The sequence below is a fragment of the Arcobacter siniprincipis (SeqCode) genome, from assembly GCF_048571125.1.
In the GTDB taxonomy this organism is placed as follows: Bacteria; Campylobacterota; Campylobacteria; order Campylobacterales; family Arcobacteraceae; genus Arcobacter; species Arcobacter siniprincipis.
Map to the genome: position 1 here is coordinate 2,049,361 of NZ_CP182343.1, position 23,388 is coordinate 2,072,748.

Annotated in this window: 27 protein-coding genes; 8 read left to right on the forward strand and 19 right to left on the reverse strand. The window is 27.7% G+C overall.

Annotated features, from left to right (window positions below; genetic code table 11):
• Window positions 1-64: 64 nt before the first annotated feature.
• On the forward strand, window positions 65-2,878 hold the full coding sequence (gene uvrA, locus ACNI3D_RS10280; protein ID WP_419766911.1) for an excinuclease ABC subunit UvrA: 2,814 nt from the start codon (window positions 65-67) through the stop codon (window positions 2,876-2,878).
• Entirely contained in the window at window positions 2,875-3,180 is a 306-nt protein-coding gene (locus ACNI3D_RS10285; RefSeq protein ID WP_419766912.1) for a DUF309 domain-containing protein, read from the forward strand. Before uvrA ends, ACNI3D_RS10285 begins: the two co-directional genes overlap by 4 nt.
• Here ACNI3D_RS10285 and ACNI3D_RS10290 read toward each other — a convergent pair.
• The gene (locus ACNI3D_RS10290) at window positions 3,173-3,529 is read right to left on the reverse strand and encodes a flagellin (RefSeq protein ID WP_129101095.1); all 357 of its coding nucleotides are present in this window, start codon (window positions 3,527-3,529) and stop codon (window positions 3,173-3,175) included. The genes ACNI3D_RS10285 and ACNI3D_RS10290 overlap by 8 nt on opposite strands.
• Window positions 3,530-3,719: 190 nt before the next feature.
• Here ACNI3D_RS10290 and ACNI3D_RS10295 point away from each other — a divergent pair, with 190 nt between their 5' ends.
• Complete coding sequence (locus tag ACNI3D_RS10295) at window positions 3,720-4,781, forward strand: CNNM domain-containing protein (protein WP_419766913.1); 1,062 nt, start codon at window positions 3,720-3,722, stop codon at window positions 4,779-4,781.
• On the opposite strand, the gene ACNI3D_RS10300 is transcribed toward ACNI3D_RS10295, so the two are convergent.
• Window positions 4,778-5,494, reverse strand: coding sequence for a hypothetical protein (locus tag ACNI3D_RS10300; RefSeq protein ID WP_419766914.1), 717 nt, complete (start codon window positions 5,492-5,494; stop codon window positions 4,778-4,780). The two genes, ACNI3D_RS10295 and ACNI3D_RS10300, sit on opposite strands and share 4 nt — an antisense overlap.
• Before the next feature lie 136 nt (window positions 5,495-5,630).
• Here ACNI3D_RS10300 and ACNI3D_RS10305 point away from each other — a divergent pair, with 136 nt between their 5' ends.
• Window positions 5,631-6,257, forward strand: coding sequence for a tRNA-uridine aminocarboxypropyltransferase (locus ACNI3D_RS10305; protein ID WP_419766915.1), 627 nt, complete (start codon window positions 5,631-5,633; stop codon window positions 6,255-6,257).
• Between the two features lie 3 nt (window positions 6,258-6,260).
• Here ACNI3D_RS10305 and ACNI3D_RS10310 read toward each other — a convergent pair whose 3' ends face one another.
• The 7 genes from ACNI3D_RS10310 to ACNI3D_RS10340 form a co-directional block, all read right to left on the reverse strand.
• Complete coding sequence (locus ACNI3D_RS10310) at window positions 6,261-7,385, reverse strand: protein kinase family protein (RefSeq protein WP_419766916.1); 1,125 nt, start codon at window positions 7,383-7,385, stop codon at window positions 6,261-6,263.
• An 82-nt stretch (window positions 7,386-7,467) separates the two neighbouring features.
• Window positions 7,468-8,706, reverse strand: a complete 1,239-nt coding sequence (locus tag ACNI3D_RS10315) for an L-lactate MFS transporter (protein ID WP_419766917.1) — start codon at window positions 8,704-8,706, stop codon at window positions 7,468-7,470.
• A 55-nt stretch (window positions 8,707-8,761) separates the two neighbouring features.
• Window positions 8,762-8,980 (reverse strand): cysteine-rich CWC family protein, encoded by a 219-nt coding sequence (locus ACNI3D_RS10320; protein WP_419766918.1) that lies wholly within the window; start codon window positions 8,978-8,980, stop codon window positions 8,762-8,764.
• Complete coding sequence (locus tag ACNI3D_RS10325; protein WP_419766919.1) at window positions 8,973-9,893, reverse strand: class I SAM-dependent methyltransferase; 921 nt, start codon at window positions 9,891-9,893, stop codon at window positions 8,973-8,975. Before ACNI3D_RS10325 ends, ACNI3D_RS10320 begins: the two co-directional genes overlap by 8 nt.
• Before the next feature lie 89 nt (window positions 9,894-9,982).
• The gene (rbp, locus tag ACNI3D_RS10330; RefSeq protein ID WP_129101103.1) at window positions 9,983-10,261 is read right to left on the reverse strand and encodes an RNA-binding regulator; all 279 of its coding nucleotides are present in this window, start codon (window positions 10,259-10,261) and stop codon (window positions 9,983-9,985) included.
• A 191-nt stretch (window positions 10,262-10,452) separates the two neighbouring features.
• Window positions 10,453-11,418 (reverse strand): polysaccharide deacetylase family protein, encoded by a 966-nt coding sequence (locus ACNI3D_RS10335; RefSeq protein WP_419766920.1) that lies wholly within the window; start codon window positions 11,416-11,418, stop codon window positions 10,453-10,455.
• Between the two features lie 64 nt (window positions 11,419-11,482).
• Window positions 11,483-11,836, reverse strand: coding sequence for a DHCW motif cupin fold protein (locus ACNI3D_RS10340; protein ID WP_419766921.1), 354 nt, complete (start codon window positions 11,834-11,836; stop codon window positions 11,483-11,485).
• 95 nt (window positions 11,837-11,931) lie between these two features.
• Between ACNI3D_RS10340 and ACNI3D_RS10345 the strand changes: the two genes are divergently transcribed.
• Both ACNI3D_RS10345 and ACNI3D_RS10350 read left to right on the forward strand, forming a co-directional pair.
• Entirely contained in the window at window positions 11,932-12,780 is an 849-nt protein-coding gene (locus ACNI3D_RS10345; RefSeq protein ID WP_419766922.1) for a YitT family protein, read from the forward strand.
• Between the two features lie 105 nt (window positions 12,781-12,885).
• On the forward strand, window positions 12,886-14,121 hold the full coding sequence (locus ACNI3D_RS10350; RefSeq protein ID WP_129101107.1) for a dicarboxylate/amino acid:cation symporter: 1,236 nt from the start codon (window positions 12,886-12,888) through the stop codon (window positions 14,119-14,121).
• 10 nt (window positions 14,122-14,131) lie between these two features.
• On the opposite strand, the gene ACNI3D_RS10355 is transcribed toward ACNI3D_RS10350, so the two are convergent.
• From ACNI3D_RS10355 to ACNI3D_RS10370, 4 genes are all read right to left on the reverse strand, one after another.
• Window positions 14,132-15,022 (reverse strand): EamA family transporter, encoded by an 891-nt coding sequence (locus tag ACNI3D_RS10355; RefSeq protein WP_419766923.1) that lies wholly within the window; start codon window positions 15,020-15,022, stop codon window positions 14,132-14,134.
• Window positions 15,023-15,082: 60 nt separating this feature from the next.
• On the reverse strand, window positions 15,083-16,042 hold the full coding sequence (locus tag ACNI3D_RS10360; protein ID WP_164969770.1) for a C-terminal binding protein: 960 nt from the start codon (window positions 16,040-16,042) through the stop codon (window positions 15,083-15,085).
• 121 nt (window positions 16,043-16,163) lie between these two features.
• Window positions 16,164-16,451, reverse strand: coding sequence for a cupin domain-containing protein (locus ACNI3D_RS10365; RefSeq protein ID WP_419766924.1), 288 nt, complete (start codon window positions 16,449-16,451; stop codon window positions 16,164-16,166).
• A 45-nt stretch (window positions 16,452-16,496) separates the two neighbouring features.
• The gene (locus ACNI3D_RS10370) at window positions 16,497-17,792 is read right to left on the reverse strand and encodes an APC family permease (protein WP_419766925.1); all 1,296 of its coding nucleotides are present in this window, start codon (window positions 17,790-17,792) and stop codon (window positions 16,497-16,499) included.
• A gap of 101 nt (window positions 17,793-17,893) precedes the next feature.
• Between ACNI3D_RS10370 and ACNI3D_RS10375 the strand changes: the two genes are divergently transcribed.
• Window positions 17,894-18,286, forward strand: coding sequence for a hypothetical protein (locus ACNI3D_RS10375; protein ID WP_419766926.1), 393 nt, complete (start codon window positions 17,894-17,896; stop codon window positions 18,284-18,286).
• A 74-nt stretch (window positions 18,287-18,360) separates the two neighbouring features.
• Window positions 18,361-19,728 (forward strand): dihydrolipoyl dehydrogenase family protein, encoded by a 1,368-nt coding sequence (locus ACNI3D_RS10380; protein WP_419766927.1) that lies wholly within the window; start codon window positions 18,361-18,363, stop codon window positions 19,726-19,728.
• Between the two features lie 19 nt (window positions 19,729-19,747).
• Here ACNI3D_RS10380 and ACNI3D_RS10385 read toward each other — a convergent pair whose 3' ends face one another.
• The 6 genes from ACNI3D_RS10385 to blaOXA form a co-directional block, all read right to left on the reverse strand.
• A complete protein-coding gene (locus ACNI3D_RS10385; protein ID WP_419766928.1) occupies window positions 19,748-20,365 on the reverse strand; it encodes a MarC family protein in 618 nt (205 codons plus the stop codon).
• A gap of 20 nt (window positions 20,366-20,385) precedes the next feature.
• Window positions 20,386-20,724, reverse strand: coding sequence for a DsrE family protein (locus ACNI3D_RS10390; protein ID WP_419766929.1), 339 nt, complete (start codon window positions 20,722-20,724; stop codon window positions 20,386-20,388).
• A 27-nt stretch (window positions 20,725-20,751) separates the two neighbouring features.
• Window positions 20,752-21,375, reverse strand: a complete 624-nt coding sequence (locus ACNI3D_RS10395) for an NAD(P)H-dependent oxidoreductase (protein ID WP_419768991.1) — start codon at window positions 21,373-21,375, stop codon at window positions 20,752-20,754.
• A 256-nt stretch (window positions 21,376-21,631) separates the two neighbouring features.
• A complete protein-coding gene (locus ACNI3D_RS10400; protein WP_129101116.1) occupies window positions 21,632-21,922 on the reverse strand; it encodes a putative quinol monooxygenase in 291 nt (96 codons plus the stop codon).
• A gap of 23 nt (window positions 21,923-21,945) precedes the next feature.
• On the reverse strand, window positions 21,946-22,554 hold the full coding sequence (locus ACNI3D_RS10405; protein ID WP_419766930.1) for a LysE family translocator: 609 nt from the start codon (window positions 22,552-22,554) through the stop codon (window positions 21,946-21,948).
• A 57-nt stretch (window positions 22,555-22,611) separates the two neighbouring features.
• Window positions 22,612-23,370 (reverse strand): class D beta-lactamase, encoded by a 759-nt coding sequence (gene blaOXA / locus ACNI3D_RS10410; RefSeq protein ID WP_419766931.1) that lies wholly within the window; start codon window positions 23,368-23,370, stop codon window positions 22,612-22,614.
• Window positions 23,371-23,388: the final 18 nt, after the last annotated feature.

Genomic DNA, 23,388 nt, shown 5'->3' on the forward strand with positions numbered 1-23,388 from the left:
GTTTCTTTTGGTAGAATGACTAAAATATAACTCAAATAATTTATAATAAAATGGATAAACAATTATGACAGATTCAATAAAAATATTTAATGCAAAAGAAAATAATTTAAAAAATGTAAATTTAGAAATACCAAAAAATAAACTAATAGTTTTTACAGGTCTTAGTGGTTCTGGTAAATCAACTCTAGCTTTTGATACACTTTATGCTGAAGGTCAAAGAAGATATATAGAATCACTATCTGCTTATGCTAGACAGTTCTTAGATAAAGTTGGGAAACCTGATGTTGAAAGAATAGAAGGATTAACTCCGGCTATTGCAATTGACCAAAAAACAACTTCTAAAAATCCAAGATCAACAGTTGGAACAATCACAGAAGTTTATGATTACTTTAGACTTTTATATGCAAGAGTTGGAACCCAACACTGCCATAAATGTGGGAAACCTATTTCAAAGATGAGTGCTTCAGATGTAATTGAGCAAGTATTACAATTACCAGAAGAGTCAAAAATAGTAATTCTTGCACCTTTAGTAAATAGAAAAAAAGGTTCCTTTGCAGATATGCTTGAGAGTCTACGAACTAAGGGATATGTAAGAGCTATAATTGATGGAGTAATGGTTAGACTTGATGAAGAAGTTGAACTAGAAAAAAATAAAATGCACACTATCAAAGTAGTAATTGATAGAGTTGTTGTAAAAGCTGAAAACAAAGATAGAATTGCACAAGATGTTGAAAAAGGGCTAAAAGAGAGTTTTGGAGAACTAGAAGTTGAAATTATGAACCATGAAGAAGTAGGTACTGAAAAACATATTCATTACTCTGAACACATGGCTTGTTTTGATTGTAAGATCTCTTTTGAACCTCTTGAACCATTAACTTTCTCTTTTAACTCACCAAAAGGTGCTTGCCCATCTTGTGATGGTTTAGGAATTAGATATGCCCTTGATATGAAAAAAGTAATTAATGAGAGTCTAAGCATTGATGATGGAGCAATTAGAGTAATTTATGGTTTTAACAAAGGTTATTACTTTAAGATGTTAAAAGCTCATTGTGAGGCAGCTGGTATTGATACTTCAGTTCCTTTTGATACATTAGAAGAGCATCAAAAAAAATCTATACTTCATGGTGGAGTTGAAGATGCTGTATTTACATGGAAAAGACACCAACTTACAAGAAAATGGGAAGGTATTATTAAAATTGCCTATGACATGATAAAAGATGAAAAAGATTTAGGCGAGTATATGACTGAAAAAGCTTGTAGTGATTGTGGAGGAAATAGATTAAAACCTTCATCTCAAGCAGTAAAAGTTGCTAATAAAACTATTTCAGAAATTATTACTTTACCAATTGATGATGCATTTAAATTTTTCCATGATGAAGAAAACTTCAAATATTTTTCTGACCAATCAAAAATGATTTCAGCTCCAATTTTAAAAGAGATAAAAGAGAGAATCTTTTTTCTAAATGATGTTGGGTTAGGATATATAACTTTAGGAAGAGATGCAAGAACAATTAGTGGAGGAGAAGCACAAAGAATAAGAGTAGCTTCTCAAATTGGTTCAGGACTTACAGGGGTAATGTATGTATTAGATGAACCATCTATTGGATTACATGAAAGAGATACAAATAAACTTATAAAAACACTTAGAGCTTTACAAGAAAAAGGTAATACAGTAATAGTAGTTGAACATGATAAAGAGACAATAGAAGCTGCTGATTATATTGTAGATATTGGACCAAATGCTGGTAAATATGGAGGAGAGATTGTATTTGCAGGAACATTAAAACAGATGATGAAAGCAAAAACTTTAACTGCCCAATATGTAACTGGGAAGAAAAAAATAGATTATGTGCATAATAGACCTCAAGAAAAATTTATAGAAATAAAAAATGTAACAATAAACAATATAAAAAATCTTGATGTTCAAATTCCACTTAAAAATCTATGTGCAATCACAGGAGTAAGTGGAAGTGGTAAATCATCACTTATTTTACAAACCCTACTTCCAGTTGCAAAAGAGCTTTTAAATCATGCAAGAAAAGTAAATAAAGTGGATGGTGTTTCTATTGAAGGACTTGAAGATCTTGATAAAGTTATCTATCTTGACCAATCACCAATTGGAAGAACACCAAGAAGTAATCCAGCAACTTATACAGGATTAATGGATGAAATTAGAGTTCTTTTCTCAAAAACAAAAGAGGCACAACTTAGAGGTTATCAAATAGGAAGATTCTCATTTAATGTAAAAGGTGGAAGATGTGAGAAATGTCAAGGTGAAGGTGAAATAAAAATAGAGATGCACTTCCTACCCGACATTATGGTTAAATGTGATGAATGTCATGGTAAAAGATACAATACCCAAACATTAGAAATATTATATAAGGGTAAATCAATATCTGATGTATTAAATATGAGTGTTGATGAAGCAATTGAATTTTTCAAAAAAGTTCCAAAGATATTTGCTAAATTAGAAACTTTACAAAATGTTGGTTTAGGATACATTACTTTAGGGCAAAATGCTGTGACACTTTCAGGTGGAGAAGCACAAAGAATAAAATTAAGTAAAGAGCTAAGTAAAAAAGATACGGGAAATACTCTTTATGTACTAGATGAACCAACAACTGGATTACATTTTGCAGATGTTGATAGACTTACAAAAGTATTACATCACCTTGTTGATTTAGGAAATTCAGTGCTTGTAATCGAACACAATCTTGACATTATAAAAAATTCTGATTGGGTTATTGATATGGGACCTGAAGGTGGAAGCAAAGGTGGGCAAATAGTTGATATGGGTACACCAGAACAAATAGCAACAAACCATAAAAGAACAGGTTCATATACAGGGTATTATTTAGATAAAGAACTTAATTCTTGAGTATAGATGGATTTATAAAAGCAGTTAAAGAAGAGAAATTTGTGGAAGCCCATGAATTATTAGAAGAAGAGTGGAGATATTACAAACGAATAGAAGAAAAATCTAAAGCAAAAGCAGTTCAAGGTCTTATTAATGGAGCTACTGCCTTGGCTTTATATAGAAAAAAAAGAGTTAATGCTTATAAAAGAGTTTGGGAAGTATTTAAAAAATATAATTATTTGTTAGAAGAATTAGATAACAATAAAAAATATTATGAAGCAAGTAACTTATTAGAATTGAAAAACAATTCTATAGTTAACTAGCTTCATTTTCATTTGAGCTTATCATAAATGCTTTTAATCTCATCATCTCATCTGTAGGATATTGAGCTTCAAAATCACCTCTTTGTACTTTTACAAAAAAATCTTTTGATTCTTCATTATAGCCAAAACTTAAGTTGGTCAAAGTTACTTCATTATATGTAGAGAAGTCTCCTTTTTTAACTTTATTTGTTTTAACTTCTTCTGCTATTTTATCTTGAACACTTTGAACTTCTTTAGGTTGTTGGTCATTATCAACTTTTTTAGTAGGATTTATTTCATTTACTATTTCATATTTTTTAACACTATCCATCTGAAATTCATTCAGTGCTGGTATTGGTCCAAATTCCATAATAACCTCCTTTATAAAATCTAGTTATTCTCTAACATTAATTATACATCTTTTTTAATATTTTTGTCAAATTTATAGCATTTTTCAAAATTTTTTGCTATTATATGATGTTAATTATATTAAAAAGGAGCGGTATCTTGGAAGATAATTCCCAGAGGAATAACTTAAAATTACAAAACAGTAGGATAATATGGAACTTCTAATATTACTATTTGTTTTAGTTATCGGTGTTTCATTTTTGTGCTCTGTCTTAGAGTCAATTATTCTTTCGTTAAATGTTTCTTATATTTCTGTTATAGAAAAAGAAAAACCAAAATCTGGTAAACTTCTAAAAAGTCTAAAACAAGATATAGATAAATCAATTGCATCAATTCTAATCTTAAATACTATTGCAAATACACTTGGGGCAACAGCTATTGGTGTACAGGCAAATGCGATATTTGGTGGTGAATCATCTTTTGTCATTATTATTTCTATTATTTTGACATTCTTAATACTTTTTGTTGCAGAAATTATTCCAAAAACAATTGGAGCAGTTTACTGGAAACAATTAGCACCTCTTGCAGCAATTATTATTAGATTCTGTATTTTTATAACTTATCCAATAATTATAGTAACTCAATTTGTAACAAAGAAAATTGCTAATGGTGATTTTTCTAGTGATTCCATTTCAAGGGAAGAATTAATTCACTCAACTCTTTTAAGTGAAGAAGAAGGTATTATTGGAGATTTAGAATCTGATATTATTGAAAATACTTTAACACTACATAGTATAAAAGTAAAAGAAATTTTAACACCTAGATCTGTAATGTATGCAATTGAAAAAAATACAAAAATAAAAGATATTTTAGAAGATAAAAGAACATACAAATTCTCAAGGGTTCCAATATATGATGGAACAATTGACAATGTGGTAGGAATTGTTCTAACTAAAAAAATATTTAAACAAGCAATTAGAGATAGCGAAGTGACAATAGATTCTATTATGGGACCTGTTTTTGCTTTAAATGAAAATATTCCAGTCTCAAAAGTATTAAATACTTTTATCAAAAAAAGAGAACATATGTTTGTTGTACTTGATAATTATGATCAAACAGAAGGTATAGTTACCCTTGAAGATTGTATTGAGACATTGCTTGGATTAGAAATAATGGATGAATCAGACACTATTGCTGATATGAGAAAACTTGCTTTAACAAAAATGAAAAACAAAAGAAAAGAGAGAGAAAAAAGAAGAGCTAATTTAGCTTAGCTCTCTTTTGTTTTCTCTTTAGCTGATTTCTCTTCTTTTAGGGCTTCAGCAGGGCTATCTCCCAATTGGCTAGTTTCATCTTCACTAGAATTTTTATCTTTATTTAATAGTTCTGCTATTCTTTTATCTACAAGTTCTAAAGTTTTATCTTGAGTTTGATAAGATATTTCAGGAAGTTTTCCTCCCCAAAGTTTTTCAGCTTCTTCAAAACCTTGTACAAGACCTTCTCGTGATTTTTTTAAAAGCTCAACATCATTATTACTAATACTAAACGCAAAAGTTGAAACTCTTTCTGAAGTTTTTGATACACCAAAGAAACCTTCATCTGAAACTAAATCTTTAGCTTCTTGAGCAGTTAATTGAGTGATTGGTTTTCCTTCATAACCTAAATCTTTAAGATTTAGACCATTAGAACTATCGCTACCATCTAAAAAATGGAAAACCTCTTTGTTATTAAATATATTATGTAACATGTCTTGAGCTTCTGTATTTGTTTGAACAAACTCTAAACTTCTAACTTGTACATAAACAAGCATACTTTGCATCGAAATCGATACATTTACTGCTTGATTATTTATATCATTTTCAGAACTATTTTCAACTTTTGGTATGTTTTTATCTGTATTAGTACTTGCATTAATTTCTACATTTTGATTCATATTTGAACTATGAGCCATAAATGCATTCATTTGAACATTGTTAATACTATTCATTACACACCTCCCCTACAATAAATATACCAATCTTATCTATACAATTCTTAATAGTAGCTTAATAATACTACCGATTAGCATAAAAAACCTTTGTTACTATTAATTTCTTTATAATAAAGTTACAATATAATACGAAATGATAAATACTAGAGAATATTGTTATGATTGTAATAGAGCAAAAATGAGTTGCCTTTGTGGTTTAATTAAACCATTTAATACAAATACCAAGTTTGTATTTTTGATGCATCCAAAAGAGTTTAGAAAAACAAAAAATAATACAGGTAAAATAACTCACAAATCACTTACAAACAGCAAAATTTTTGTTGGTATTGATTTTTCTTTAAATAAAGAGTTGAATTCAATAATTAATGATACTAATAACTCGTGTTATATTCTTTATCCAGGAATTGATTCCATAAACTTGAGTAAAAGCAAAATAGAAGAGAAAAAACAAAAAGTAATATTTCTAATTGATTCTACTTGGGCTTGTTCTAAAAAGATATTAAAATCAAGTACAAATTTAAGTTTATTGCCTAAAATAAGTTTTAATTATGAAAATAGTTCTGCCTATGAATTTAAGAAACAACCATCTGATTATTGTTTATCTACAATTGAGTCTACTTTAGTTCTTTTAAAACTATTAAATAAACATAATATAGAGAATATAGATAAAAATTCTTTAAATAATTTTTTAGTTCCATTTAAACAAATGGTAAAATTTCAAGTTACTAAGTCTCTTGAAAAAAGTATAAGATATAAGTAGTAATTAAAAAGTTTTTATTATTGAAATGTTTTTATTTATGTGATTTATGTCATTTAAAGTCAAAACAAATTTTTCATCTAAGACATTCAGCATAAATTTTATTTCAGCATTAGTAAAACCTTCTGCTTCTTTATCTTTTATTTTAATAGTTGTTTCATCAATTTTTACTCGTTTTAATTGGCCATTTTTATTTTTGGGATAATAAACTATTCCATAAGTTTTTTGATTTATTTTTTCAATACTTACTATTACTTTATCATCTCGCACTTCATAATCATAATCTTTTACAATTTGTCTAAAATCTTCTATTTTTAGATAACCAATATAAAGTTTTGTATATATATCAAAATATAAATTTAAATCTTTGCTATTAAAAAACCCTAAATCTACACTGAAATTCTTATGAGATCTAGCTTTATAAAGTATCCATTTTAATGTTTGAAAATATTTAAAATTTGAATGAGAAATTGTATTTGCTTCTGTGAATTTTGAGTCTTTTTTTTCACTAGGAAAAGTAATCTTTTTCTGTCTTTTTCTCTCAATAAGCTCTTTTAAAAAATCTTCATCTTCAAAATCATTTGTAACCCAAACAGTACAGTATGAAGGGAAATTATTAAGTCCAACCGAACCTTTAGTTAAAACAATCAAAGCCTTTACTTCTAAATAAGGAAATAATACTTTTAATAAAGCTTGCTTTTTAAATAATCTTTTGTTTAAACTTGCAGTTTTTTTAGAAGTACTCATTTCCACAAAATATATTTCATTATTTGTAAAAAAAAGTGCATCAAATTCACTTATATCTTTATACGAAGCTTTATAAACTATTTGATTACTATTATCAATCAATAGCCCACTTTTATTTTGAATCAAATCTCTTTTTTGGTGAGGACCTTTTAAAATAAATTTTTTTATTTCAGGGGCAGTTTTTGCATATTCTAAAAGTAGTTCATAAATTATATTTTCATAAACTTCACCTTTAAAACTACTATAAAAATGTTCTAGTTCTTCTGTAGGATTTTGAAAATAAGCAGATAACCTTTTTATATCATATTTATAGCTAAAAAGGTTATCTTTTATATTTGTTAAGTTTAGATTTTTTAAATCATCAGATATTGAAAATTGACTCACTACTCTTCTTGTTATTTTATTTAATTTCATTATAACTAAAGAGTTCTATTTTATAAATTAAAATATTAAAAATATTATTTTATTAATTTTTACTCTTTCTTATTTTATTTATATTTACAAGCATTGCCAATGAAATAATTAATGCCACAATAAAAAATCCTGCAAATACATAAAGTGTTTGAGAATAACTTCCAGTCATATCTTTTACAATTGAAATAATCAATGGACCCACAAGTCCTGCAGCTGCCCATGCAGTTAAAATATAACCATGAATAGCACCTAATTCTTTTGTTCCAAATATATCTCCGATATAAGCTGGAATAGAAGCAAATCCTCCTCCATAACAAGACATTATAAAATATAACACAAATTGGAATATAATAACTTCAGTAATAGAAGGTAACATATAAAATGCAATAGCTTGTGTAAAGAAAAAGATTATATAAACTACAGGTCTTGTTAAATAATCAGATAATGAAGCCCAGGCAATTCTTCCTGCTCCATTAAATATTCCCATAAGACCAACAGCTGCTGCAGCAGATAAAGCAGATAAACCTATCACTTCTTGTAACAAAGGAGAAGCCACACCAATAATAGCAATTCCACAAGTCACATTTATAAATAACATTAACCAAAGACCATAAAACCTTGGTGTTTTCATAGCTTCATTTAATCCAAGACTTTGTAAATCTTCTTTTAGTTTTTTCTTCCCTTCTTTTAACTTTTTCTTAAAATATTCAGGCATATAATCTTTTTGTGGAGCTTGTAAATATAAAGCAGATAAAGACATGATTACAAAATAAGCAAAACCTAGTATAAAAAAAGTGCTGGAAATCCCAACTTTACCTATAAGTATTTTAATAGTTGGTCCCCAAATAGCTGAAGCAAAACCAAATCCCATAATAGCAAGTCCTGTTGCCATACCTCTTTTATCAGGAAACCACTTAACCAAAGTAGAAACAGGAGAAATATAACCTATTCCTAAACCACAACCACCTAAAACTCCATAAAAAAAGTATAAAAGCAGTTTTGATTCCATCATTATTGCAAGACCAGAACCCATTGTTCCTAATCCAAATAAAGAAGCAGCAATTAATGCAGAAACTTTAGGACCATTTCTCTCAACAAATTTACCCATCACAGCAGCAGATAATCCTAAAAAAAATATCGCAATACTAAAGGCAATTGTTACATCAGTTAGATTCCAAGACATTTGTTCTTGAATTGGTTTTACATATACACTCCATGCATATACAGAACCAATACATAAATGAACACCAACAGCAGATAATGCCATAAGCCAACGGTTTTTTTCAATCATTTTATTCCCCACTATTAAAGTATATAGGATTCTATCAAATATTATTTGAACTTATCTATATTTTATAGTGTACTTTAATAAATTTCTTTTTATTTTCTTCAAAAGCTAAAATGCATTTTTTGCAAATACAAGCTTTCATTCTTTTTTCTTGAGGTATTAAGTCTCTTAATTCTATAGGTATTTTTATATTATTGCACCAACAATTATTATTTGGAATATTTGATTCACACAAGTTTTCTTTGCCACAGAAGGGACATAACTTAGAATTAATCAATAGATTTCCTTTTAAAAACCATATTTTTTAAGCTTTTTTCTTCATTATTACTTGGAAAAGTATCTAAGTTATCCAATCTATTTATAAATTCAAATTCATTAGCATTTTTTTTAAATATATCTTTTATAAAATTTGTATCAAGCTCTGGGGCATTTAAACAAGATAATACTATACAATTATCACTTGCTAATTCTTTTAATCTTCGAATAATTTTTTCATAATCTTTACTCGCTGCAAAACTTCCCTTTTGAAAAGATGGAGGATCAATAATGATAATATCATATGGAGCAAACTTTTTTATTCGACTCCAAGATTTTAATATATTATATGGTAAAAACTTTACATTTTTAGTATCCAAATTATTTATTCTATGATTTTCTCTTCCAGTACTTAGTGCACCCTTTGACATATCTACATTTACAACTTGTTTTGCCCCTGCACTAATTGAGACTACTGAAAAAGCACAAGTATATGAGAAAAGATTTAAAATATTTTTATCTTTTGATATTGATTTAATAAATTCTCGCCCTATTTTCATATCAGGAAATAAACCTATGTTTTGATTTGAAAAATTAATATTATATTTAAGAGTATTCTCTATTGCATATGCATAATTTGGTAAACTACCTCTTAATACTTCATAAGAGTCTTCTTTTAAATATCTTTTTTGAATAATCAAAGAAGAAAAACTGATTTCTTCAAATATTTCATTAAACATTTTCTTTAAATCATATTCTAATCCTTCATCAACACTTTGAAATAAGCTTACAAGTAAAACTTTATCAATTCTGTCAACACTCAAATAGTTGAAATCTTCATAAAAGTTGCCTCTTCCATGAAAAACTCTTTTAAATTCGTTTGTGCTATTTTTTAAATTCTGCAATATTAATTCTTTTAATTGAGTGATTTGCATGAAATACCTTATTTATAAAAATAGTTTGGAGATTTTGTATGTTTAAAGGAGGATTTAAAAAGGGATAAGACCCTTTTTAAAGTTTTAGATTAATATCTATTGTTGAATTCTCTTCTTGGTTTATCTTCTTTTGGTTTAGCTTCATTAATTCTTAAAGTTCTTCCATCATACTCTTTACCATTTAATTCTTCAATAGCTTTTAGTGCTGCGCTATCATCATTCATAGCAACAAAACCAAAACCTTTTGCTCTACCAGTATCTCTATCTGTTATTAATTTTACACTACTTACTTCCCCATATTGTGAAAACAAAGTAGTTAAACCCTCTTCTGTTGTACCGTAAGACATATTACCCACATAAATTTGCATTTTTCTTTTTTCCTTTAAATATGTATATTTCCAATGAAAATTATACATACAATGAAAATTTCAATAGTCAGTATAAAGTCATCAAAAAATATTTACAATTATACAATAATAATTTATAGTTTTGTCATTTTTATGAATTTTTTGGAAATTTTAAAAATTTAACATCCATTTTTTACACAATCTATAAACATCTATTCTTCCACAATTAAGAATGGATTATATATAGATTTAAATAATTTTACATCTTTTACATCTTTAAATAACTTCTTTATCCCCTCATGTTCATTTAAATTTCCATGTATTAAGATTATATTTCCATCTATTGCAACTTTTTTTGATTTTACTAGCCAGTTATTAGTGCCAAGAGGAATTAAGGAAAATTCCTTTATCACTCTTTTATTGATTTTTGCGCTTGATATTAGACCTGGAAATCTAAAAAATATAGATGGTACTTGATTATTTAGTAATAACATTTTTTCCACATCTAAAATTTCAATATCTAGATTAGTTTTAAAATAAAGCATAAAGTTTTTTTCTAGTACTTTTTGATTTTTATCATAATAATGATTTCGAGAATGATTTATCCAAGTTATATCTAATTTTTTATTATTCAAAAGTGATAAAAACTCTTTTTTATGTGCTTTTACCCATCTATATGTTATAGAAATAGCAATTGGAATCTTTTTATCTACTTCTTTCAAATCCAAAAACTTTTCAAATAATTCTTTCTCATAACCTTTTTTAGAAGAAGGACACATATCAATTGTAAGATACATTTCATGGGGCTTCTTTTTTATACTATCACTTATACCTGCATTTGATAAAGAGAAGATATTTTCCAATGCTTTTTTTGACAAAATATCATAATTAGTATTTTTTAAAATGGACTTATCTGCTTTTTTTAATTTTACTTTTTCTTTTTGAGTTATTATGGATGTTTTTAAGCTATTAAGATTGATACTTAAAAAGAAAGATTTAGAATTATATCTATATGACCTTATAAGTAAAAATTTGTTTTGAGAGTCAGTATAAAAAGATTTTATAACTTTATAATTTTTTATTTTTGAAGTATTTAATTGAACATTTGCTTTTAAAGGAATAGAAACAAATAGCAAAAATAAAATCAAATAACACAAAGATATTTTATAGCTTTTCATATAATCTCAATAATTAATTTTACACATTATATGTAAAAATATATTAAAATAAATACTATTTTGTTCAACTTTTTAGTTTTAAAAAATCACCATCTATTATTAATAGTTTTACACCATCTTTTGTAACTGAACGATGTGAGCTTAATTCATCTGAAACTATATATGACATACCAGGTTTCAAAATAGAACTTTCTCCATTTTTTTGTTCATTAATAACTTCACCTTCTAAACAATAAACAATATGACCCTTTTCACACCAATGATCAGCTACATAATTTGCAGAATATGTTACAACTCTTACTCTTAAACCTTGAAATTCTAAAGTTTGCCAATAGGCAACTCCAGACTCACCTTTATGCTCTATTTTTGGTATATTTGACCAATCTATTGTTTGAAATGGTATATTTTTATTATTCATTTTCTCTCTTTACATTTAGTATATGAATTATACTAAAATAACCATTATATTAAATAGAAATGGCTAAAATTCAATAATTCAAAAATAGGATTAATATGAATACTTTTTTTTCAATACATGAACTAAAAAATTATGCCTTTATAATAGTAGGTTCTGTATTTTTAGCACTAGCAGTTGTTGGATTTTTTGCTCCAAGTGAACTAATTACAGGAGGAACTGCTGGACTTGCTTTATTAATTCACTATATAACGAACTTAACTATTGGTTCGATTATTGTTTTAATTAATTTGCCTTTAATCTTACTTAGTATTAAATTCCTTGGAAAAATGTTTGCTGTTCGAACTATCATTACTATCATCTTAATTTCAGTATTTATTGACTTTCTAACTCAAATAATTCATTTAAAACCTTTTATTATAGACGATGCTTTAGGTGCTATTTTTGGTGGTATTTGTGTAGGTATTGGATTGGCTTTTATTATAAAGGGAGAATCAACAGCTGGTGGTTCAACTATCTTGGCAAAAATAATTTCATCAAAAACAGAATTAAAACCTGGACAAGTTATTTTAGTAATCGACTCTATGATTATCTTTTCATCACTTTTTATTCTTGAAGATACAGGAAAAGTATTATGGAGTATCATAAGTATTTACATTACAGCAAAGGTTATTGATGTAATGTTAACTGGTAATCTTAATAAAAAAGTTGTCTATTTAGTTACTCAAAAAACAGATCTTTTTAAAGAATTAATTAGAAATGAGTTAGGACCCCAAGGAACTATAATAAAAGGTGATGGTCTTTTTGATAATGAAGATAAAAAAATGATTTTGATAGTTGTAAAAGTTGATAAGTTACAAAAATTAAGAGAGCTAGTAAAAAAGAATGACCCTGAAGGATTTTTAATCATCACAGAAGCTACAGAAATGCTAGGACGAGGGCATTAACCATTAATTTAAACTTTTATTTTTATCTAATATAAAAATAAAAGCCACTTTTAAGACACTTAATAAAGTTATAGTTTATGACTAAAACATATAAAAAGGAAATATATGGCTAAGAAGTCGTTATTAAAAAACATAGGATTTCAAATCTTGATTGCTATGATTTTGGGTACTGTTATAGGTATCATTATGGGAGAAGAGGCATCAATATTTGCTCCTTTAGGTACTATTTTTATTCATTTAATAAAAATGCTAGTTATTCCATTGATAGTTATTTCTATTATTTCTGGTGCTGCTAACTTAAGTGATAGCCCAAGTGCAGGAAGAGTAGGAATGGGAACAATTGTATTTTTTCTTGCAACTTCTGCAATTGCAGTTGCCCTAGCTCTTCTTGCAGGTGAAATATTTAAACCAGGTGTTGGTTTAGATTTAAGTAGTGTTCATCATATGTTCTCAAACCAATATGCAGATAAAGGTGAATTACCAACTGCAATAGAGACAGTTATAGGAATGATTCCAACAAATATTTTCCAATCACTTCTAGATGCAAATATCTTACAAATCTTAGTATTTTGTCTATTTTTTGGTATTGCTCTTTCAAAAGTACCAAAAGAAAAAAGTGCTCCAATTATGAATAGTTTAGAAGCTACAACTCAAGCACTAATTTGGATGGTAACAATGGTTATGTTCTTAGCACCAATTGGGGTATTTGGACTTATGGCTGATTCTGTTGGAACATATGGTTTTGAGATGCTTAAACTTGTGGGGAAACTATTTCTTGTGTATATGGGTGCTTTATTGGTTTATGGATATGGATTTTATCCTTTACTTATTAAGTTATTCTCAAAAATGTCAATACTTAAATTCCTTTCTGCTATGAAAAAACCTCAAATAGTAGCCTTATCAACAGCTTCGTCTATGGCAACACTTCCTGTTAATATGAAAACATGTGAAGAAGAACTTAAAATTTCTAAATCAACTTGTTCTTTTGTACTTCCATTAGGTGCAACTATCAATATGAGTGGAAATGCTATTTATTATGGGTTAGTTGCAATTTTCTTTGCTCAAGTTTATAATATAGACCTAGGTCTTGGTGGGTATGTAGCTATTATCTTTACAGCGACAATTGGTGCTATTGGTCAAGCTGGTGTTCCTGGTCCGTCATTCTTAGTAGTTGCTGTATTAATTGCAGCTGGTATTCCAATAGAAGGTTTACCTTTACTTATTGCCTTAGATAGAATGTTTGATATGACAAGAACTGCTTTAAATATCACAGGTGATGCAGCTTGTGCTGTTATTATTGATAATTACAACACAAAAAAAGATAAATTAAAAATGATATAAAAGAAGAGTTTTAAACTCTTCTTTTATCCCTTCTTAAAACCAATTTATAAATCTTATTCCCTAAAACAGAAATAGACAATCCAAATAAAATTAAAACCCCTCCTATTGTCTCAATATAACTCAATTGCTCATTAAGTAAAATATTTGAACTAACGATTCCCACAACAGGTATGACTAAAGCAAAAGGAGTAACAACAGCAGAGTTATAATTTTTAAGTAACCATCCCCAAATAGCAAAAGCAACCAAAGTTGAGATATATCCAGTGTAAGCTACAGAAGCCCAAGTTTTAACACTAGAGTTTAATAATAAAGTTAAAGGTTCGTGTGACTCATAAAAACAAGAGAGTATAAACAAAGGAAGTGGTGGAATTAAACTTACCCAAACCATAAAATGTAAAAGATTTACATCTTTTATTTGTTTCATAATTACATTTGATACTGACCAAAAAATAGCAGCACTTAGTATCAAAACAAGTCCCAATAATGTAATATTTGAATTTACATGAAAAAAGAAAAACCCAAAACCAGTAAAAGCAATCAACATACCTATTAATTGTGCTATTGAAACTTTTTCTTTAAAAATAATCACACTGAAAATTATTGTAAATATAACTTGTGCTTGTAAAAGTAAAGAAGAAATTCCTGCACTTGCATCTGATTTCATAGCAATAAATAAAAATGAAAATTTCAAAACACCTAAAAATACCCCTACTCCCAAAACATTCCAAACAGATGTTTTAGGAAAAGGTATAAAAAATACAGCAGGAATAGCCACTATAAAAAATCTTAAAGATGAAAAAAGTATAGGAGGCAACTCTTCTAATCCAAACTTTATAACTGAGAAATTAACTCCCCAAATAAAAACAACAATTAATGCTAATGAAACACTTTTAAAATTCACTCTCTCTCCTTAAAATGAGAATTATAGAAAATGAATTAAATTATGTATAGTAAAAAATTGCTATTTTAATCCATTAACAATATTTATCGGTTTTTTTCCATCTAATACTCTTTTAGCATTTAATGCAGCTTTTTGCCTCATATCAAAATATGCTTTATCACTATAAAAAGCAGAATGTGGATTTATAAGAAATCTACCATCAAGCCAATTTTCCTTTGCTCTCCAAGCATCTAACATCAAACCATTTTGAGGAGGTTCATTTGGAATAACATCAAGATTTACGCAGTTTAAATGTCCAGATTTTAAAGGCTCATAAAATACATCTAAATCTTTTACAATACCTCCACGAGCTGTATTTACTATAGAAGCACCCTTTTTCATTTTTGATATGAATTTTTCATCAACTAAGGCACTTGTTTCAGATGTTAATGGACAATTTATAGAAATAATGTCACAAGTTTCTAGTAATTCATCTAAAGACTCAACTCTTTTTGCACCTAACATTTTCTCAGTTCCACTTGATAAATAAGGGTCATAAAAATATGTTTGAAATCTCAAAGCATTTGCTTTTAAAATAACACTTCCACCTATTCTTCCAGCACCAATTACTCCAAGCTTATAATCACTAGTTCTTTTGATATTATCTAAAGTATTGATTTGCCAAGTACCATCTCTGTGATCTCTACATCGATAATCATATCTTGTGATACCTCTAGCAATATTCATAATCATCGCAATTGCTGTATCACTAACCTCTTCCGTTCCATAATCAGGAGTATTAGCAGCATAAATTCCCTTTTGTTTGATATACTCTAAATCTAAAAAGACATCATAACCGACCCCAAACCTAATTAATGCTTTTAGATTTGGCAACTTATCAATATACTCATTTGTTATTTTTTTGTGCCAAACTAAAAGAACTTCTATATCTTCATGTAATTCAGTTGATAACTCATCGCCTAAAACCTCTTTTTCTATATAAGGATCAGTTATCTTATCTGTTATAAATACTCTATTCAATTTTTTTCCTTGTGATAATATTGAATATAGAATACTATTTCATTTATTACAATCAGATAATATTTTGAAGTATACAAAGAAAAAAAGCTTTGTCATTAACATAGGTTAATTTTGATATTAGTTATTTAAATTCTACTTCAATTAGTGTAATATCTTTATTGCTTGGATTGACGACATTATGTTCAACACCTGCATCTTTGTAATAACATTCTCCTGATTTTAAAGTAATACTTTTGAATCCTTCCCCATTATCCATAAGAAGTTCACAATCTTGCATTGGAACAATTACATAATCTCTTTCATGCTTATGCCAAAGAGTTTCACATTGCGCAGGAAACAACAAGTGGTTAACACAAGTACGCTCATTATTGATTTGTTCAGTTAATTCAAAAAGTGGTCGAGATGTCATGTTTTTCCTTTAAATATATTTCTTTATTATATATTATTTATTCTATTAATAAGGTCTATTAAGCATATATTTTCTAACCAATCGTCCATAAATAGCTTCAAACAGTATTGACACAATAATAAAAGCAAAAAATATGATTATTGATTGTTTATTTGTAAAAAAAGTATGTATAAGCAGAGTTAATAATGCCACAAAACTAATAAGACAAGAGATAAATAGAATAATTCTATTTGCATTTATTTGATTATATAGTTTAAATGCAGCAATATTTACAATAAAAAATATAAGTAAAAAACTAGCACTTCCTATTATTGCAATTTGCGATAAGTCAATACTATTTGCCAAAATTAAACTAAAAAAGGCAGTTACTAAAATACTTACACTAGGAATACTATTTTTCTCTTTATTAAGCTCTTTTGGAAGTTCACCCTCCATTGCAAGGATAAATCCTAATCGTCCGTTTCCATAAATTGTTGCATTTATAGCTGAAAAAGTTGCTAATAGTGCAGCAATAGATACAATAGTAAAACCTATTTGTCCTAAAGCTGGCTTTGCAGCAACTGCTAAAGCATAATCTTTTGCTTTAAGCAATACACTCTCATCCACAGTTCCCACAGTAATATAAGCAATTAACACATAAAGAATAATTACTAAAATAACAGAACCATAAAAGGCTCTTGGTAAATTTGATTTTGGATTTTTTATATCTTCTGCTGCATTTGCGATAAGTTCAAACCCCTCATAAGCAACAAAAATAACCATTCCTGCAACTAAGATAGAAAAACTATCTTTCCAATTACTTGGATTGAATCTTTGTGTATCTACAAATGAAGCACTTGAAGCAATAATAACTATTAGTAATATTACTTTTATAATCACAATAATTGTCTCAGACTTACTTACAAACGAAGCACTTATTAGATTTATAATTAGAGGCAAAATAATAGCTAAGCTTATAAATAAATGCTTCATAAAAAATGTAGATTTATCTAAAAATAAAACTTCTGCATAAGAAGAAAAGGCTGCTGCATACAAGGAAATAGTTACTAAATAACTTAACCAAAGTATAAAATTAACACTTCCTGATAAAAAATTATGACCAAAGGCATTATCAATAAAACTTACCGTTCCACCTTTACTTTGAAATTTTACAGATAGTTTTGCATATGAGTAAGAGGTAAGTATTGCTACAAAACCAGCTAATAAAAAAGCAACAACTGTAGCTCCATGAGCTAAAGATACAGCCTCACCTAAAACAGCAAAGATACCTCCACCCACCATTCCACCAACACCAATGGCAATAGCTCCAAATAATCCAACACTTCTATTATTATCATTCAATTATAAAACCTTTTATATTTATTATTATAGTTTACTAAATTATTTAGTTTTATATCCTTAATGTTTTTTTTGATAAAATCACAAAAATACAAGGAAATATTTTGAATAAACCAATTAATCTTTTTGCTTTAACTTTTATTGCTATCATAGCAGTTTATCTATTTGTATTAGGTGAGAATAAAACAATACAAATACTAAAAGAGGACTATTTATATATAGTTGGATTGATTCCAATTGCTTTTGCATTTTTATATTTTAAATATAAACTAAAAGATTATGAAATAATAAATTTCAATAAAAATAATGATATCTCTTTAAAATCAACTGTTCTATTTTTTTTAGCATTTCAAGTTTATGATTATTATTCTGAAGGTGGATTTATTGGTATGATTTCACAATGGTTCATATACTGGATTATGGGAATAATTGCTCTACTTTTGATGGAAACTATAAATTACTACAAAAATTATGAATTATTACAAAAAACAAAGTAATTAATATTAAACTCTAATCAAGCCATTAATATTTCTTGTATACAATAAATATAATAAATATTAAAGGCTAAAATATGAAAAAGTTCGATTTAATCATAATTGGAGCAGGAAGAGCAAGTAATTTAGCTGCAACTGCTGGAAAAGCCGGTAAAAAAGTAGCCATTATAGAAAAATCAAGCTTAGGTGGGACATGTTCAAATAGAGGTTGTACCCCTTCAAAACTTTTAATAGGTTATGCTCATGTTGCAAATGCTGTAAAAGAATCAAATAGACACTTTATAGACTCAACAATTAATGAAATAGATAGTAAAAAGATATTTAAACAAACAAACGATTTCATTTCACAAGTTGATGAAATGTATAAAAATAAATTTAACGAAAATGTAGAGGTTTTTAGAGGGGTGGGTTCTTTTATTTCCAATAATATTGTAGAGGTTAATAAACAACAATTAACTGCCCCAACTATAGTAATAGCTACAGGAACAAAGCCAAAAGAACCAGAACATGAAAAAGCTTGGACTAGTGATGATATTTTTCCATTAAAAGGGAAAATTCCAAAATCAATCTCAATAGTTGGAGCTGGTTTTATAGCTTGTGAATTAGCTGGATTCTTTTCAGCTATAGGGATAAAAACAAAACTCTTAGTAAGAAATGAAAATGTTTTAAGTAAAGAGGATGAAGATATCTCTAAGATATTTAAAGAACAATTTAGCAAAAAAGTTGATATTGAGTTTAATACAACAATCAAAACTATTGATTATAAAAATAATCAATTTGATTTGATCTTAGAAAATAAAGATGGAACAAGTAAAAAACATAATTGTGATGCGGTACTTTATGCAATAGGAAGAAAATCAAACTCTTCTAGTCTAAAATTAGAAAACACCTCTATAAAAACAGATAAAAGAGGTTTTATACAAAAAAATGAATTCTTTGAAACTGATGCAAAAGGTGTTTATGTTGTAGGTGATGCTACTGGCGAATATATGCTACAACACGCAGCAGCATATGAGATAAATTATCTAGGAAAAGTTTTATTTGAAGATTGTAAAGAACCGTTAAAATTCAAATATATGCCCCATGCAGTTTTTACAGAACCTGAAATTGCAAGTGTTGGAATAACAGAACAAGAAGCCCAAAAACAAAATATAGAATATGTAGCTACAACTACAGATTGGCTTGCTAGTTCAAAAGCTATGTCAACAAAACTAGAATACCCTGTAACAAAATTTATAATAAATCCAAAAAACTATGAGATACTAGGATGTCATATGATAGGTCCTGAGAGTTCTACAATGATACATCAAGTCTTGGCTGTGATGCATATAAACAATGATATAAGACATCTAAAAGAAATGTTATACATCCATCCAGCACTTAGTGAATCCTTACTTCCAGCAGCTGTTAAAGCAGTAAAAGAGATAGAAAAATATAATAAATAATTTATATTTTTCTATCAAGCTAAGATAAAAATTTAAATGTTGAATTAATACCTATTATTAACATCTGTACACCAATAACCGCTAAAATTAAACCCATCAATCTTGTAACTAGACTAAGCCCATGTTCACCAACAGTTGATACAATTTTAGAACTAAATATAAAACAAATATAAGTAATAATACACAAAATAGCAAATACAGCAACAGTAATAATAATCTCAATCCAACCACCACTTGCAGAATAATTCATTGCTGTTGCTATAGTTCCAGGACCTGCTAATAGTGGTACAGCTAAAGGAGATATAGCTACATCTGTATCTTCACTCTCTTTTGCTGTATGCATCTTAGAATTTGAACCTTGAAGCATATGATAACCAACTAAAAATATCAAAATACCCCCAGTTATTTTCAAAGCAGGAAGAGTTATCCCAAATAGATGAAAAATCGATTTACCTAAAATTACAAACAAAACTATTATCACAAAGGTTATAATTAAAGATTTTCTAGCAATCATTTTTTGTGTAGCTTGATTTTCGCTACCAGTAAGCGCTGCAAAAACAGTAGTATTTGCAATTGGATTCATAATTGCAAAAAAAGCCATAAAAACGGTAAGGGCATGTTCTATTTCTAAATTCATTAGTTCACTTTATTTATTAATTAAGGTTTTATATAAGCATAACCTTCATGTTGTTTTACAATTATCTCTTTGACACCTATTGGCACTATTTTTATAAATGAGTATAACATCTCATTTCCAATATTGAGATTTTTTAAAGCATTGTTACATGCAATTATATCCACTTTATTAGAAGCTAGTTTTTCTAATTTTTCACTTATATTAGAATCTTTTTTATAAGCAAGTACAGCCTTAGAATTTGCAACAATTTCTATATATGAATTTTCTATATCAATGCCTTTTAAAAGATTTTCAACATTTACCAAAGTTAAATCCCATTTTTCTATTTCATCAATATGAAAAACTGCTTTTATTATCATTTACTTTTTCCTTTTACATACTCAAGACTATAATTTTTCAATACCAAATTCATCCCAATCATCCCATCCTGGAAAGTTTAAGGGCTCTTCTTTATCTAAGTTTTTAAGATGTTCTTCCAATTTGTTCATAGTTTCTTGTAAATGTAAATCAAATTTATCAGGAGACATGTATGTAAATCCTTTATTTTGTATTTCAGTTGACAAAAATGGTGGAAGTACTGTAAAGCCCATATAATGGAGTGAAAAATTCATAGATTTTAGTAAAACTTCAATTTTTCCTCCACCTCTACCATTTTTTGTAAAGGTTGCTTTTGGTGCTCCTGAAGTGACTGAACAAATTGCTTTTTTTCCTTTAAAATAGCCTTTATCATATCTCATTTTACTAGTATATAAGCCTCCACTAACAAAAACACTATCAAACCAACCTTTTAGCATTGCTGGTTGTTGGTGCCACCACATAGGAAATTGAAGAATAAGTAAGTCACATTTTTCTATTTTTTCTATTTCTTTTTTTACATCATCAGGAAGAGTATCAGTTTTGTATGCATTTCTTTGTTCAGATAATGGATCAAACTTATCTAAATCTATTCTATTTTTATAATGCTCAGCTTTTTCAACAGGATCAAAATTTTCACCATATAAATCAGAAATTTCAACTGTATCACCTTATGCCTCAAATGTCTCTTTTGCAACATTTTTTAATGATCCATTAAATGATTTGGATTCAGGATGACAATATACAATTAATACATTCATCTTTCACTCCTACTTTTATAAATTTGTCGCACAATCCTATACAAAAGATGATAAAAGGAGCTTTTCATATTCAATTAGGAAAAAGAAAAAAGATACTATTAAGTAGCAAAGCAATCATCAGCAAACTTTCTATACAAATCTTTTATTTATTTTAAATATCAAAAAGCTTTAAAACAGTTGTTTTCTCCCTAAATAGTGAACTTTTTGAATCTGCTTCTATCATATGAACAGTTTTATCATGTGCTAAAAGTGCCTCTTTGGAAGCCCATTTTTCAAGGATAATAAATCTATTTTTATCTCCTTGTACTTCTTTTAGTTCATATTGAATACATCCTTCTTCTTTTAATACAAAGGGAGCCAATTCTTTAAAGGCTTCAATTTGTTTATCTCTTAGCCCATTTTTTACTACGATATCAATGATTAATGATATTTCCGAATTCATTTAATTTTCCTTTTGTATATTTATTATTGTTGATTTGCAAAAGCTAATTTTATCCCTAATAAAGCAAATGTTCCAGCAAAAGCTCGCTGTATAAATCTACTAATTTTTTGAGAATTAATTAAATAATTTCGAATACTATTTGCGAGCAATCCATATAAAATAAAAACAATAAAAGTCATAAGCATAAAGATTGCACCTAAGCTTAGCATATCACTTGTATAAGAGGCATTATTTATTGGTAGAAATTGTGGTAAAAAAGCTAAGAAGAAGATTGTAAGTTTAGGATTTAATATATTAATCAAAAATCCTTTTAAGGCTATTGATAACACTCCTTTAGCATTAATTTCTTCATTTAAAGATAAAGAATCATTTGATTTCCACATCAAGTATGCTAAATATAATAAATAAACAACTCCTGCATATTTTACTATTTGAAATGCAAGAGCACTAGTATGAATAATAACAGCCAATCCTAAAATACTTGCTAAAAGGGAAGGAACAATACCTAAAGTACATCCAAGTGAAGCAAAGAAGCTAGCTCTTTTACCAAAAAACAATCCACTAGAAACAGTATATAAAACACCTGTTCCAGGTATTAAAACTACAACTAAAGAAGTAATTAAAAATTCCATACTTATCATTTATTTTCTCCAACTCCACTAATTTATTAAAAGTATATCAAAATAAGACTATATTATTTTTTTTGCCTTTAAAGCTTGCAATACTATTTCTTTTCTAAATTTTAATTGCTTATTTGAGATATCAGCATTTAAAGCAAAAAACCAAACACCCTTTTTATTTTTCACATAACCAACATACCAGCCAATTTTTCCTGACCAACCAGTCTTTGCCTTGATTGTATACTCTTTTGTTTTTTCTACTGTTAGTATTTTTTTAGTTATATCTATATATTTTTGTTTAAAAGGCAAATCATTATTATAAAGCCTTTTTAAAAAGTCAATTTGTTCAAATGCAGATATTTCCAAATCACCTTCTAACCAAAAAGTTGTCACATCTGAACCTGTTTTTTCATTACCATAATGTAGTTTTTTTAAATAAGCTAAATATTTATCATTACCAATTTTTTTTGCAAATCTTTGATAATACCAGACACAAGAAATTGAAATAGCACTTTGCAGAGTTTGGTCTTTGTTCCAAGGTTCATAAGACCTTACAACTCCATCCCATTTTATTACTTCATTTTCATCTTTTATCACTCTTTCCTCAAGTACAATAAGTGTATTTGGTATTTTAAAAGTAGAAGCTGGAATATATCTAGTCATTGCTCTTTTTTTATTATAGATATACTCTTTTTTACCATCTAATGATGAAATAACTAAGGTTCCATTAACTTCTGTTTTATCAAATATATTTTTCAACTCCTTATCCTTGGCACATAATAAATTAAAAAACAAACTTAACAAAATAATTATTTTAAAAATTCCCATTAATTTCCCTTTTACCTT

Coding starts and splice junctions, on each gene's coding strand:
- ACNI3D_RS10290 (WP_129101095.1), bottom strand. CDS start 3,529: ATGGAATTTGGACCAATACCAGCACTGAATGAATTTCAGATGGATAGT.
- ACNI3D_RS10295 (WP_419766913.1), top strand. CDS start 3,720: ATGGAACTTCTAATATTACTATTTGTTTTAGTTATCGGTGTTTCATTT.
- ACNI3D_RS10305 (WP_419766915.1), top strand. CDS start 5,631: ATGATAAATACTAGAGAATATTGTTATGATTGTAATAGAGCAAAAATG.
- ACNI3D_RS10405 (WP_419766930.1), bottom strand. CDS start 22,554: ATGGAATTTTTAATTACTTCTTTAGTTGTAGTTTTAATACCTGGAACA.
- ACNI3D_RS10345 (WP_419766922.1), top strand. CDS start 11,932: ATGAATACTTTTTTTTCAATACATGAACTAAAAAATTATGCCTTTATA.
- ACNI3D_RS10400 (WP_129101116.1), bottom strand. CDS start 21,922: ATGAATTCGGAAATATCATTAATCATTGATATCGTAGTAAAAAATGGG.
- ACNI3D_RS10380 (WP_419766927.1), top strand. CDS start 18,361: ATGAAAAAGTTCGATTTAATCATAATTGGAGCAGGAAGAGCAAGTAAT.
- ACNI3D_RS10325 (WP_419766919.1), bottom strand. CDS start 9,893: ATGCAAATCACTCAATTAAAAGAATTAATATTGCAGAATTTAAAAAAT.
- ACNI3D_RS10385 (WP_419766928.1), bottom strand. CDS start 20,365: ATGAATTTAGAAATAGAACATGCCCTTACCGTTTTTATGGCTTTTTTT.
- ACNI3D_RS10300 (WP_419766914.1), bottom strand. CDS start 5,494: ATGAATAGTATTAACAATGTTCAAATGAATGCATTTATGGCTCATAGT.
- uvrA (WP_419766911.1), top strand. CDS start 65: ATGACAGATTCAATAAAAATATTTAATGCAAAAGAAAATAATTTAAAA.
- ACNI3D_RS10350 (WP_129101107.1), top strand. CDS start 12,886: ATGGCTAAGAAGTCGTTATTAAAAAACATAGGATTTCAAATCTTGATT.
- ACNI3D_RS10390 (WP_419766929.1), bottom strand. CDS start 20,724: ATGATAATAAAAGCAGTTTTTCATATTGATGAAATAGAAAAATGGGAT.
- ACNI3D_RS10365 (WP_419766924.1), bottom strand. CDS start 16,451: ATGACATCTCGACCACTTTTTGAATTAACTGAACAAATCAATAATGAG.
- ACNI3D_RS10340 (WP_419766921.1), bottom strand. CDS start 11,836: ATGAATAATAAAAATATACCATTTCAAACAATAGATTGGTCAAATATA.
- blaOXA (WP_419766931.1), bottom strand. CDS start 23,370: ATGGGAATTTTTAAAATAATTATTTTGTTAAGTTTGTTTTTTAATTTA.
- ACNI3D_RS10315 (WP_419766917.1), bottom strand. CDS start 8,706: ATGATTGAAAAAAACCGTTGGCTTATGGCATTATCTGCTGTTGGTGTT.
- rbp (WP_129101103.1), bottom strand. CDS start 10,261: ATGCAAATTTATGTGGGTAATATGTCTTACGGTACAACAGAAGAGGGT.
- ACNI3D_RS10335 (WP_419766920.1), bottom strand. CDS start 11,418: ATGAAAAGCTATAAAATATCTTTGTGTTATTTGATTTTATTTTTGCTA.